The organism is Bacillus sp. GW823-FHT06A11, from assembly GCF_058795355.1.
The window spans coordinates 698016-711131 of the sequence record NZ_JBXAHS010000001.1 but is presented as its reverse complement, the minus strand read 5'-3'; the positions used below and the strand labels follow the sequence as shown (position 1 = coordinate 711131).

The window sequence follows — 13116 nt, the reverse complement described above, 5'->3', positions numbered from 1 at the left end:
AATGGGATTGTATAAGTGAACACTTACTGTGGATACGTATACAATCTTGGGACTTTTTGACTATAAAATAGGATGAAAGCATAGCTTTCTTCTATTTCTTTGGTGAACCCTTATCCGTTTACGAAAACACAGGCAGCGACCTGTGTTTTTTATTTTACGTAATCGAAATGGAGGAATAAATATATGGAAGAAGTATTACAAAGAGCAGTTTTAGTTGGAGTAAATTTAGGTAATGAAGATGATTTTGCATATTCGATGGAAGAGTTAACAAATCTTGCGGAAGCTTGTGATGTAGAGGTAATTGGGCAAGTAATGCAAAATTTACAACGAGTAAATCCATCGCATTATATCGGAAAAGGAAAGATTGAAGAAGTTGCAGCGTATGTACAAGAAATAGATGCGAATATGGTTATCTTTAATGATGAATTATCTCCTTCACAAATTCGAAATTTAGAAGAGGATTTAGATTGTAAGGTAATTGATCGTACCATTTTAATTTTAGATATTTTTGCGCAACGTGCGAAAACGAAAGAAGCACAGCTACAAGTAGAAGTAGCACACCTTCAGTATATGATGCCTCGTTTAATCGGTCTTCGTGAATCGTTAGGGAGACAGAGCGGCGGCGTTGGTACGAAAAATAAAGGTGTCGGTGAAAAGAAGTTAGAGTTAGACCGTCGTAAAATTGAAGAACAAATTTCAGTTTTGAATAAAGATTTAGAAGCGCTCGTTGCCCAGCGTCAAACGCAGCGGAAGCAGCGTAAGAAAAATGAAATACCTGTTGTAGCATTAGTAGGTTATACGAATGCAGGAAAGTCAACGACGATGAATGCAATGCTTGAAATTTATAATGGTACAGAAGAAAAACAAGTATTTGAAAAAGATATGTTATTTGCGACGTTAGAAACATCTGTACGAAATATTGATTTGCCAGATAATAAATCATTTTTATTAACAGATACAGTTGGATTTGTAAGTAAATTACCACATCATCTTGTGAAGGCGTTCCGTTCAACGTTAGAAGAAGTAGCGGAAGCAGACCTACTTATTCACGTTGTAGATTACGCAAATCCAAATTATGAACAATTAATTGATATTACAAATGAAACGTTAAAGAAAATTGGAGTAGAAAATATTCCAACGATCTATGCTTATAATAAATCAGATATGGTAGATGTTGAAATTCCGAAAGTGCAAGAAGATCGCGTTTATTTATCAGCGAAGAAACATGTTGGAATTGAAGAACTTGTAGAAATGATTGGCTCACACATCTATAAAGAATATACGAAGTGTGAAATGTTAATTCCATATGATCAAGGACAGGTAGTTTCGTATTTCAATAATCATGCACACGTTTTATCTACGAGTTACGAAAACGAAGGTACCAAATTACAAATAGAATGTAAGACGAGTGATTATGAGAAGTATAAGCATTTTGCAATTTAATGTAAGAGGCAACCCAGTATGTGATTGGGTTGTCTTTTTTTTGTACTGTTTTACCGCTGAAAGTTACAAGGATGCAAGCCAATGACGGGAGTTAAGTTATATTTCTGGAAAAAGAAATGAAAGCAGTATAGAATAGAAATGTTTCAAAAGTCAGAATTTATTACACCTACTGTAATAAATATATATTTTGTACAGAAAGGGGAGATTCACATATGCAGGCAGTTTCACACAAAAAAACTGTAGAAACACCGACAATATATCGAATTTTATTTGCGATTAGCTTTGGGCATTTTTTAAATGATTCGATGCAAGCAGTTGTGCCGGCGTTGTTTCCTATTTTGGAAAAAACGATGAATTTATCCTATATGCAAGTAGGGTGGATTGCGTTTGCATTAAATATGACGTCATCGATTATGCAACCGGTGTTTGGTATGTATTCAGATAAGAAGCCGTCACCATTTTTATTACCACTCGGCATGTTTTCAAGTATGCTTGGAATGATTGGACTCGCGTTTGCACCAAACTTTATTATTGTTATTATTTCTGTTTTATTTATTGGTTTAGGTTCCGCGGTCTTTCATCCAGAAGGCGCTCGTGTTGCGTATATGGCGGCAGGTGCAAAACGAGGGTTAGCGCAAGCAATTTATCAAGTTGGGGGAAACACGGGGAATTCTCTAGCTCCTATTTTTACAGCGCTAATTTTCGTTCCACTCGGTCAAATTGGTTCATTAGGTTTTACAGCATTTGCAGCAGTAGGAATTGTATTATTAATTTTCGTATCGAATTGGTACAAAAATGAATTAGCAACGGGTGCTGTAAGAAGGAAGAAGAGGGCTGCACTTGAGGCGGAAAATGCAATTGTAAGTACACACATTAAATTCGTTATTATACTTCTTGTTTTTCTTACTTTTGTACGCTCTTGGTACGGTGCTGGTATCGGGAATTTCTATCAATTTTACTTAATAGAGCATTACGGTTTATCTATAAAAAATGCCCAGTATTTCGTATTCGCATTTATGATTGCTGGTGTGTTAGGAACTTTCTTCGGAGGACCGTTAGCAGATCGATTTGGTAAGAAAAATATCATCGTATTTTCAATGTTAGGTTCAGCGCCACTTGCACTGTTATTACCACATGTCTCACTTGTGTGGGTCGTACCGTTATTTTTATGTATCGGTTTTATTAGTTCAAGTAGTTTTAGTGTAATTGTTGTATATGCACAAGAGCTTGTACCTGGAAAAGTGGGAATGGTGTCAGGATTAATCGTAGGTCTTGCGTTTGGACTTGGAGCATTAGGTGCTGTAGTTCTTGGGAAATTAGCAGATATATATAGCCTGCAATTTATTATGCTATTATGTAGTTGTCTACCATTAATTGGACTCACTTCATGGTTACTGCCAAGTGATAAGAAAACGATAGAATAGGGGATGCGCTATGAAATTGTGTGAAAACGTTACGGAATTAATAGGAGATACACCTGTCGTCCGATTATCTAAATTTATTCCGGAAGACGCAGCAGATGTGTATGTGAAACTAGAAATGTTTAATCCATCGCGCAGTGTGAAAGACCGTGCTGCTTATAATTTACTTCACGTTGCAGAAGAAAATGGTCTCATCAAACCAGGAGATACAATTATTGAACCGACAAGCGGGAATACAGGGATTGGTTTAGCGATGAATGCAGCAGCTAAAGGGTATAAAGCGATTTTAATTATGCCAGATAATATGTCAAAAGAGCGTATTAATTTATTGAAAGCATACGGAGCAGAAGTAGTTTTAACACCAGCAGAACAAAGAATGCCAGGAGCAATTGCGAAGGCGTTAGAATTGCAAAAGCAAATACCGAATAGTTTTATTCCGCAACAATTTGAAAACCCAGCTAATCCGAATATTCACCGTTATACGACTGCGCTTGAAATTTACGAACAAATGGATGGAGAGCTGGACGCTTTTGTTGCAACGGCAGGAACAGGCGGAACGATTACAGGGACTGGTGAAACGTTAAAAGAGAAATTACCAAACTTATATATTGCAGTAGTGGAACCGAAAGGATCACCCGTTTTATCAGGTGGTGTGCCAGGTCCTCATAAACTAGTAGGAACAAGCCCAGGGTTTATCCCGAAAAACTTAAATACAGAAGTGTATAACGAAATTATTCAAATTGCAGACGAAGAGGCTTTAACGACAATGAGAAACTTAGCTAGACAAGAGGGATTATTAGTTGGGCCGTCTTCTGGAGCATCTGTTTATGCTGCAATCATGATAGCGAAACGTCTAGGCGCTGGTAAAAAAGTTTTATGTATTGCGCCTGATACAGGTGAACGTTATTTGAGCATGGGGTTATTTGAATAAAAAGGATAGAAACACCTTAATAGTGAATAGCTGCTATTAAGGTGTTTGTTTTATGGAATGAAGAGGGGGAGAAGAACAATGAAACTATTAAAACCAACCCATGAATATAGTGAGCATATTACAGCGTATAGACACGCGTTTTTACACTCAGGGGAACAACCACATGGAAGTAGTTCTTTACAAAACTTTGATTCTCTTGATGAATGGTTTGAAAAAGTGAGTAAACAAGAACTAGGAGAAAATTTACTAGCTAATCGAGTGCCATCTAGTCAGTTTTTAAGTTTTGAAAAAGAGGAACTTATAGGTTTTGTGAATATTAGACATAGATTAAATCCAGAATTATTACGGGAAAGCGGTCATATTGGATATAGTGTCCATCCAAATAAACGTCGCCACGGTTACGCTACGAAACAACTACAACTTGCATTAGCTGAAGCACAAAAATTAGGATTGCAGAAAGTATTAATAACTTGTGATAAATCCAATATCGGTTCTGCTAAAACGATTCAAAAGGTTGGCGGTGTGTTAGAAAATGAAATAGTTTCTTCTCGTACTGGTGAAGTTATTCAGCGCTTTTGGATAGAAATATGATGTAGTAGGAATTTGAAAAGGTAATGCAAGCTGTAATATCGAAATAGATAAATGAAATATAGGGGATTACTGCAATTTTAGGGGGAAATGAAATGGGATTAAAAGAGAAAGCAATAGAGATGTCAGAGATCTATAGGCAAAATCCGAAAGTAGAAGCCATTATTTTAGCGGGTTCAGTAGCTAGAAAGCTTGAAGATGAACATTCAGATATAGAATTACATATTTTATGGTCAACACCGCCAGAAGATGAGGATCGTAGGGCCCCTATTCATCATATTGATGGGACAATATTATCGTATTATCCGTATGAGGAAGAAGAATGGTCGGAAACGTATTTAACGAAAGAGGGAATTAAATTAGAGATTAGTAACTTTTTAACAGAGACAGTAGAGAAAGTGATTTCGGATGTGGTGGATCAATATGATATAAGTTATGAAAAACAATGTATTGTATCATCCGTTCATGATGGTGTTAGTTTGTATGGAGAAGAGAAAGTGAATGAATTAAAAGATAGAGTAGTGGTATATCCAGATGAACTAGTAAAACGAATGATTTCAGAAAATCTATGGTTAAGTAATCGTTGGCACAATCGAAAGGCGCTTTTAAAACGGAAAGATTGGCTTATGCTTTATGATGTTATTTGCGAAGTACAAAGGAACGTATTCGGTGTTTTATTTGGTTTGAATAAAATGTATGTACATCATCCAGCGTTTAAATGGATGCCTAATAATGTGGAACGAATGACTATTAAACCTGAAAATTTATATGAACGTATGGCGGACACATTAATAGGGAGTCCAGAAAATAGTGTGCAGGAGTTAGAGTTGCTAATAGAAGAAGTGTTGCAACAAGTTCATACATACGCGCCAGGAGTAAATGTGGATGAGCAAGAAAAATCGATTTTTTATTTTGTGAAATAGAAAACAGTAATAAGGGGGAAGTTATGGGTTTTTTTAATAGGTTTTTTAAAAAAGTTGAAAAAGTAAATGAGCAAGAAGCCACTCTTCATGAATTAAGTGAAGAATTGTATGTTGAATCACCGGTAGAGGAAGCGACTAGTTACTGGGTATCAATGGCACAAAATATAATTGTTAATGCTGTAAAGGCGGCTGACAATGATGTGGAACGTGCCTTCGTATTATTGAATTTGAAGAAAGGTGAGGCTTCATTTGATATTTTCTATCAAATAAATGGGCAATTGTATTTCTGGGATCAGCTAGAAAATGAGACGATAAGAAATAGAATTCAGAACGAGTTGTTACCGCAAGCTCCAGAAGTTTCAAATGCAGTAAATGAGCAATTTCATGAAGCTGATCACCCTATAATTTCGTTTGCGCAATTGCAGTTTGAATGGGAAACGAAAGCCTGGTTTTCACATATAATTTGGGAAGATAACCTTGCTGCTCAATTGCCCAAAACTCAAATTCTAAATGAATGGTTTCGTGTAATTAAAGAAGAAACGAAAAATAGACCACTGGATAGTGATGCGAAATTTTCTTGGTATCCATCAAACTCTTAAAAAATTAATACAGAGAGACAGGTTATGTTTCTAGATGATTTGTATTATTGAATAAGTATCAATAATACGTAATTCTTTTTCTATTGCCTGTTAGAATTCGTTATGTACTAATCCACTTGTTTTCTAAACTAAAAACTTATATTTCGAATTTTGAAATAGATTGTAATACATAAAAATTCGAAATATAAGTTGACACTATTTTTAATGTGTGATAAAAATGATAGTAATCAATTCGGAAAATAATATTTGGGCAATGAAAGGGTATAGTAGTGAATATCTCCCTATTTCAGAGAGCTGATGGTTGGTGTGAATCAGTATATAGATTATTCATGAAGTTCGTCCTGGAGCATCTTTCATAAATCTCGCATTATGAGGAAATGAAAGACGGTAGTTTATACCGTTATCAAATAAAGTGGTGAAGATTTTTTCACAACTAGGGTGGTACCGCGATATTTATCGTCCCTACGTATTTACGTAGGGACGTTTTTTATTTAGGTCCTAACTTTGGTGTGTCTTCATAACTAGGGTGGTACCGCGATATTTTATCGTCCCTACGTTTTTGCGTAGGGGCGTTTTTATTTAGGTGGTTTCTTAGTGTTCTTCACAACTAGGGTGGTACCGCGATATTTTTGTCGTCCCTACGTATTTACGTAGGGACGTTTTTTTATTAGGGAGGAAGTGAACGTATTAGAAAAGAGTATTGATAGAACAATATAAATACCGAATTGTAACAAAGAAAAAGAGATAGAGAGGAGATTAACAAATGAATTCACAGCAATGGACATCGAAATTAGGTTTCGTATTAGCTGCAGCAGGTTCGGCAATTGGTCTTGGAGCGATTTGGAAATTCCCATATATGGCCGGCATTGGAGGAGGCGGAGCGTTCTTCCTAATTTTCATCGGTTTCACATTATTAATTGGTTTACCGCTATTATTAGCTGAATTTGTTATTGGAAGAAGTACACAAAAAGAGGCTGTCGATGCATATAGAGAGATTGCTCCTAAAACGTTATGGCCTTGGTTAGGTAAATTAGGAATTGTAACATGTTTCATATTACTTTCTTTCTACAGTGTTGTAGGAGGCTGGATTTTATTATATTTATGGAATGCAATTACAGGTAGACTATGGGAAGGAAATGGAGCATACGAAGCTACGTTTGGTGAAATCATTTCCAATCCATATTTAGCAGTTGGATCACAGCTATTATTCATCCTTATTACTATTTTCATCGTAAGTAAAGGTGTACAAAATGGTGTTGAAAAAGTAAATAAATATTTCATGCCAGCATTATTCGTTTTATTCTTTGTATTAATCGTTCGTGCACTTACATTAGATGGTGCTGGAGAAGGCGTTCGTTTCTTCTTACAACCTGATTTCTCACATGTAACATCAGAAGTTATATTATACGCAATGGGGCAATCGTTCTTCTCATTATCTGTCGGGGTAGCCGTTATGGTAACGTATAGCTCATACTTACCGAAAGAAGAAAGCTTACCACGTTCAGCATTTTCTATCGTAGCCTTAACTCTTGTTATTACATTACTTGCAGGACTTGCAATTTTCCCAGTTGTGTTCGCATTTGGAATGGAACCATCTCAAGGGCCGGGACTATTATTTATCGTGTTGCCAGCTATTTTCAGTAAAATGGCGTTCGGAAAATTATTCTTCATTGTTTTCTTATTACTATTCTTCTTCGCTACGATTACATCAGCAATTTCGATGTTAGAAATTAGTGTTGCATCGTTAACATCAAAAGGTAAAGGGAAACGTGAAAAAATGGCCTTAATCGTAGGGTTATTAATCTTCGTTGTTGGGGTACCATCAGCATTATCATTCGGTATATTAAGTGATCTGAAGATTTTCGGAAAGACAGTCTTCGATTTAGCGGACTATGCAGTAAGTAACGTTTTAATGCCACTTGGTGTATTATTAGTTTCTATCTTTGTTCCTTTAAAAATGAAGAAAGATGTATTAATGAAAGAGCTAGGTGTAAGTAAAAATAAAGGATACAAACTATTTGTGTTATGGTTATTCTTACTTCGTTATATCGCACCAATTGCGATTATTATCGTATTCTTAAATGTACTTGGCATTATATAAAAAGAAAGGTAGCGTATCATACATAGATACGCTACCTTTTTATTTTGCTCTTTTTTGCAATTCATTTACTGTTACGAACTGATAGCCCTTCTTAGATAAAGAATCTAAAATACCTTCAATCGTTTTAAAATTTTCATTAGACTCATCATACATAGAATGCAGTAAAATGATAGAACCTGGTTTTACATTTTTATTAACATATTCAATTTTATCAGCTGCAGATTTATAAAAAGTATCGGGCTCAAGATCCCATATAATGGTTTCGATATTATTTTTATTTAAATAATAGGGTAGTCCAATTAATTTTTTTCCGTTAGGGGGCCTAAAATCAATTTTGTCTGTAAATCCTGTTTGGCGGATTAATGAATTCGTTTTTTCTATTTCATCTTTAATAAAAGAAGGTGTTTTGAAAACCATTCTATTATGAGAATATGTATGGTTTCCAAGTTGGTGCCCAGATTGCGCGATAGCTTCTCCTAACGATAAATTTTGCTCTAATTCATTTCCAATTAAAAAGAAAGTAGCTTTAGCGTTGTATTTATCTAGTAGCGGTAATATTTGTTTTACATTGTTAGTAGGGCCATCATCAAAAGTTAAAGCAATCACTTTTTCATTTGTTTCTACGCGTTGTGTTAAAGCTCCAAATAATTGAAAGCTTCTTGCGTTCATCAATTTGTATGTTCCGAATAATGCCGTGATAATAAAGAATAGTGTAACGATTGTAATGATAATTTTTTTCTTCATAATGTAACCTCACAATGATTTTTAATTCAGTTAAAAAGTATTATATCAAACTAAGTAATTTCGTGCTTTAAGAAGGGTGTGGATGCAAGGAGAAGGAATTTATCATATAATAAAATGCAAAAGGTATATTAGGAGGTGTTTATATGGCGATTATAATTCAATTGCCAGACACTGCAACGTCTCATGCAAAGCCAAGTATGGAAATGGCGATACTTTGCGTGAGGTAGACAAGTAATATACAATCGCCTATATGAGCTCGTATCATTTTTTATATTTGGCTTTGCACCTTATTGAAATGAACCATAAAAAATAAGGGGCGAGCAGAAATGAAATACGTAAAAGCTAATGCTGTTTTACCAGAGAGTTTAATTACTGAAATTCAAAAGTATATACAAGGTGAAACAATTTACATTCCGAAACAAGAAACGAAACATTATAAATGGGGTACACGATCTGGCGGAAGAAAACAACTAGATGAAAGAAATAAAGCAATTAAAGAAGCGTTTAAAAGTGGGATTGCTATTCATCAACTTGCAGAAGAATATTTTCTTTCTGGGGAAACGATTAAAAAGATTGTGTATTCTAAATAAGAGGAAAAGAGTCTGATTCATATATTACTTTGAATCAGACTCTTTTTGTTTTATGTGTATTGGATATATGAGGTGTGAACGGGCATGATAATAGAAAAAATGTGCCGTTTTTTTATTAAATGGTATACAGAGCACTTGAAAAGTAGAAAGGTGAACATATATGAATCATATTGGACAAATAACGATAGAGCTTTTAGTTGGTTTTTTTGTTCTATTAATTGCTACAAAAATATTAGGGAAAACACAAATATCTCAGCTAACGCCATTTGATTTTATTTCTGCAATCGTCCTAGGTGAGCTCGTTGGAAATTCAATATATGATCCTAAAATTAAAGTATGGTCTATTTTATATTCAGTATTTGTTTGGGTAATTTTAATTTATACTATAGAAGTGATAACACAAAAAGTAAGAGGAACAAGAAGGTTTTTTGAAGGATATCCTTCAATTATTATTCGTAACGGAAAGATTGATCGTGAACAATTAAGCGTAAATCATTTGGATATAAACCAATTACAACAAATGCTTAGGCAACAAAAAGATATATTTTCAATCCGAGAAGTTGAATATATGATATTGGAACCGAACGGAAACATAAGCGTTCTGAAAAAAAGTAAATACGAATCTCCTACTATAAATGATTTAAGTTTAAAACATAAGCCTGTATACTTACCAATTTCATTAATTAGTGATGGAAAAGTAGTTAAGGATAATTTGAGGGAAGCGGGATTTGATGAAGGATGGCTTTATAAACAAATAAAGCAAAAAGGAATTACTAAATTTGAAGACGTATTATATGCGGAATGGAAAACAGATGATGGCTTCTTTTGTCAGGAAATGCAGCGGTAGAGAATAAGTGATATATGTAATGTTTGTTTCTAAGTTATCTTTTACATATCAAAAAACGTAATCATTGTATACAATAAAACTAGATCAACAATTTGTATGGAGTGATAAAGATGGAAGCGTTTATTAGAAGTGATCAATATAATTTTATAAAATCACAAGCTTATATTTTAGCAAACGGGCATGCAACGGCAAATGATAGAGGTGTAATTCAAGCGTTAAAATCGCTTGCGATTGAAAAGATAATACATGTATTTGAGAATTTAACGGATGAACAGAAAGAGTTAATTGATACGGTATTAACAGTTCAAAATAGAGAAGATGCAGAATCATTTTTAATGAAAATAAATCCGTATGTAATTCCGTTTCAAGAAGTTACAGCACAAACATTAAAAAAATTATTTCCTAAAGCGAAAAAGTTAAAACTTCCTGATATGGAAGAAATGGATATGAAAGAAATATCTTATTTAAGCTGGATTGATAAGGGGTCAAGCAGGAAATTTATTATAGCGAAAAATGATAAAAATAAATTTGTTGGTCTGCAAGGAACGTTCCAAAGTTTAAATAAAAAAAGCATTTGTTCGTTATGTCATGGACATGAAGAAGTAGGAATGTTTTTAGTTGAAATTAAAGGCGATGTACCAGGAACTTTCGTTAAAAAGGGAAACTACATTTGCAAAGATGGTGTAGCTTGCAATCAGAATATGAAATCGCTAGATAAATTGAACGATTTTATTGAACGCTTGAAGAAATAACGAGAAAACCTCTAGTATTTAAACTGGAGGTTTTTATTTTTTGAAGAAGTAAAATAAGCTTTCTTTGTAAATGTAGATTTATAATGAAATTTGATAAAAATATCTATTATGATACAGTTGCTTATATGCAAGGAGGTAAAACATGGATTACCTTTTATCGAAAGAAAAAGTGAAACGATGGCCTAAAGATACGATAGCGGCGGGGCGTTGTCATACAGTTGGCCTGAAATCGGATGGCACGGTAGTAGCGGTGGGCCGGAATAAAGAAGGGGAATGTAATGTAAGTGGCTGGCGAGATATTGAAGCAGTCGCAGTGGGCAATGTTCATATGGCAACGAACACGGGTAATGCTCATACAATCGGTCTTACATGTGACAGTACTGCGGTAGCAGTGGGTTGGAATAAGCATGAACAATGTGATGTAAACGATTGGCATAATATTGTAGCGGTTGCGGCAGGGTGGCGTCGTACTATTGGCCTGAAATCGGATGGCACGGTAGTAGCGGTGGGCCGAAATAAAGAAGGAGAATGCAATGTAAGCAGTTGGCAAGGTATTGTGGCAGTCACAGCGGGTGACTGGCATACAGTCGGTCTTAAATTGGACGGCACATTGACGACTGTGGGGAATAATCGATATGGTCAATGCAATGTAAGTAGCTGGCGAGGTATTGTAGCGGTCAAGGCTGGGTATCTTCATACTGTTGGTCTTAAACGAGACGGTACGGTGACAGCAGTGGGGAATGATAAACATAACCAGTGTGATGTAAGTGGCTGGCGAGATATTGTAGCAATAGCGGCTGGTACGAATCATACAATCGGACTTAAATCAAACGGTACCGTGGTGGCAGTGGGTTGGAATGAGTATGGTCAATGTAACGTAAGTGATTGGAGAGATATTGTAGCGATAGCGGCTGGTTGTGCACATACAGTCGGACTAAAATCAGACGGCACGGTGATCGCGGTAGGTAATAATGAATTTGGCCAATGCGATGTAGGTAGCTGGCGCGACATTCGGTTGCCTGGCAAATAGTCAATTTACAATAAATCATTAGTAATAGTATTCTATTTTAGGAGTAATTATGGAATAGGATATGTAGAAAATAATTAAACTTAAATCTGCTGAATAAGAATCTCTTTTGAAAAGGGATTCTTATTATTTTTCATAAAATGAGGGTGTAAATGGAATTTTTGAACAAATTTTATTTCAAAATTACAGTAGAAGATATAAATTAAAAAGTATAGAGGAGATAAAGGAATGCTTAAAAGGTTTTTACTTTCTTTACCGGATGTTTTACTTATATGTATCGTTCTCTACATAATGTACACAAATTCTTTTAGTTTTGGACAGATGCTAGTAATTTCCATTGCAATCGGAATTATTGGTGGTCTTGCTATTAGAATTTGTAAGGATGTATTCACGTATATAAGATGGACAATTAAACAAAGAAAAAATTGAATATGTTTAATAGTTATTAGGAGGGAATGAAATGACTAAGAAAAAGAATAGAGTGAAAAACGAGATAGTACTTTGGTCACTAACAGCAATTGTTTTATTAATTGTATGGTACTTTTATCAAAAATAAAAACGCATCGTACTCAAAAAGCACGATGCGTTTTTATTATTTTTTTTGCCAATTTTCTTTTATAAAGTCTTCACGACCAGATTCCTTTTGCTCAGTAGCATATTTCTCTGGATTCTTTTTATAGAAATGTTGGTGGTATTCCTCTGCTTCGTAAAAAGGTGCAGCAGGACGAATTTCAGTCACGATTGGATCTTTAAACATACCGCTTTCTGCAAGAGCTTGTTTTGATTTTTCAGCAAGCCCTTTTTGTGTTTCGTTATGATAAAAAATAGCGGTACGATAAGATGGACCACGGTCAAAAAATTGTCCGCCATCATCAGTTGGATCGATTTGTGGCCAATATAAGTCTAGTAATTTCTGATAAGGAAAAATAGAAGGATCGAATGTAATTTGAACAACTTCTAAATGTCCAGATGTTCCAGCTTTTACTTGTTCATATGTTGGGTTTTCTACATGACCTCCTGCATAGCCAGAAAGTACTTTATGAATACCAGGAAGTTCATCAAATGGTTTTACCATGCACCAAAAGCAACCGCCTGCGAAGGTTGCGAGTTCGTATGTTTTTTCGGACATTGCTGTAATCCTCCTAAATGT

At 35.0% G+C, this 13116-nt stretch carries 14 protein-coding genes and 1 other annotated feature; of the genes, 12 read left to right on the top strand and 2 right to left on the bottom strand.

Annotated elements, in window-relative coordinates:
* The first annotated feature begins 183 nt into the window (after positions 1-183).
* The 7 genes from hflX to AC1Q8L_RS03355 all read left to right on the top strand — a co-directional run bounded on the left by hflX (position 184) and on the right by AC1Q8L_RS03355 (position 8006).
* A complete protein-coding gene (hflX, locus tag AC1Q8L_RS03385; protein ID WP_000393275.1) occupies positions 184-1443 on the top strand; it encodes a GTPase HflX in 1260 nt (419 codons plus the stop codon).
* 212 nt (positions 1444-1655) lie between these two features.
* Positions 1656-2867, top strand: a complete 1212-nt coding sequence (locus tag AC1Q8L_RS03380; RefSeq protein WP_001149399.1) for an MFS transporter — start codon at positions 1656-1658, stop codon at positions 2865-2867.
* 10 nt (positions 2868-2877) lie between these two features.
* Complete coding sequence (gene cysK, locus AC1Q8L_RS03375) at positions 2878-3795, top strand: cysteine synthase A (protein ID WP_000762271.1); 918 nt, start codon at positions 2878-2880, stop codon at positions 3793-3795.
* A gap of 78 nt (positions 3796-3873) precedes the next feature.
* Entirely contained in the window at positions 3874-4386 is a 513-nt protein-coding gene (locus AC1Q8L_RS03370) for a GNAT family N-acetyltransferase (RefSeq protein ID WP_000771301.1), read from the top strand.
* 92 nt (positions 4387-4478) lie between these two features.
* Positions 4479-5306, top strand: a complete 828-nt coding sequence (locus AC1Q8L_RS03365; RefSeq protein ID WP_000523201.1) for a DUF4037 domain-containing protein — start codon at positions 4479-4481, stop codon at positions 5304-5306.
* A 23-nt stretch (positions 5307-5329) separates the two neighbouring features.
* On the top strand, positions 5330-5905 hold the full coding sequence (locus tag AC1Q8L_RS03360) for a hypothetical protein (RefSeq protein ID WP_000505541.1): 576 nt from the start codon (positions 5330-5332) through the stop codon (positions 5903-5905).
* 244 nt (positions 5906-6149) lie between these two features.
* Positions 6150-6372: a binding site (T-box leader), on the top strand.
* A gap of 296 nt (positions 6373-6668) precedes the next feature.
* A complete protein-coding gene (locus tag AC1Q8L_RS03355; RefSeq protein ID WP_001088187.1) occupies positions 6669-8006 on the top strand; it encodes a sodium-dependent transporter in 1338 nt (445 codons plus the stop codon).
* Between the two features lie 39 nt (positions 8007-8045).
* On the opposite strand, the gene AC1Q8L_RS03350 is transcribed toward AC1Q8L_RS03355, so the two are convergent.
* The gene (locus AC1Q8L_RS03350) at positions 8046-8750 is read right to left on the bottom strand and encodes a polysaccharide deacetylase family protein (RefSeq protein ID WP_000726855.1); all 705 of its coding nucleotides are present in this window, start codon (positions 8748-8750) and stop codon (positions 8046-8048) included.
* A gap of 326 nt (positions 8751-9076) precedes the next feature.
* Between AC1Q8L_RS03350 and AC1Q8L_RS03345 the strand changes: the two genes are divergently transcribed.
* The 5 genes from AC1Q8L_RS03345 to AC1Q8L_RS03325 all read left to right on the top strand — a co-directional run bounded on the left by AC1Q8L_RS03345 (position 9077) and on the right by AC1Q8L_RS03325 (position 12395).
* Positions 9077-9340, top strand: coding sequence for a CD3324 family protein (locus AC1Q8L_RS03345; protein WP_000878325.1), 264 nt, complete (start codon positions 9077-9079; stop codon positions 9338-9340).
* Between the two features lie 160 nt (positions 9341-9500).
* Entirely contained in the window at positions 9501-10187 is a 687-nt protein-coding gene (locus tag AC1Q8L_RS03340; RefSeq protein WP_001015543.1) for a DUF421 domain-containing protein, read from the top strand.
* A gap of 110 nt (positions 10188-10297) precedes the next feature.
* A complete protein-coding gene (locus tag AC1Q8L_RS03335) occupies positions 10298-10939 on the top strand; it encodes a FusB/FusC family EF-G-binding protein (RefSeq protein ID WP_000387074.1) in 642 nt (213 codons plus the stop codon).
* A gap of 142 nt (positions 10940-11081) precedes the next feature.
* Complete coding sequence (locus tag AC1Q8L_RS03330; protein WP_025118568.1) at positions 11082-11969, top strand: RCC1 domain-containing protein; 888 nt, start codon at positions 11082-11084, stop codon at positions 11967-11969.
* Between the two features lie 225 nt (positions 11970-12194).
* On the top strand, positions 12195-12395 hold the full coding sequence (locus AC1Q8L_RS03325) for a hypothetical protein (protein ID WP_000919314.1): 201 nt from the start codon (positions 12195-12197) through the stop codon (positions 12393-12395).
* 163 nt (positions 12396-12558) lie between these two features.
* On the opposite strand, the gene msrA is transcribed toward AC1Q8L_RS03325, so the two are convergent.
* Entirely contained in the window at positions 12559-13095 is a 537-nt protein-coding gene (gene msrA, locus AC1Q8L_RS03320; RefSeq protein WP_001291883.1) for a peptide-methionine (S)-S-oxide reductase MsrA, read from the bottom strand.
* Positions 13096-13116: the final 21 nt, after the last annotated feature.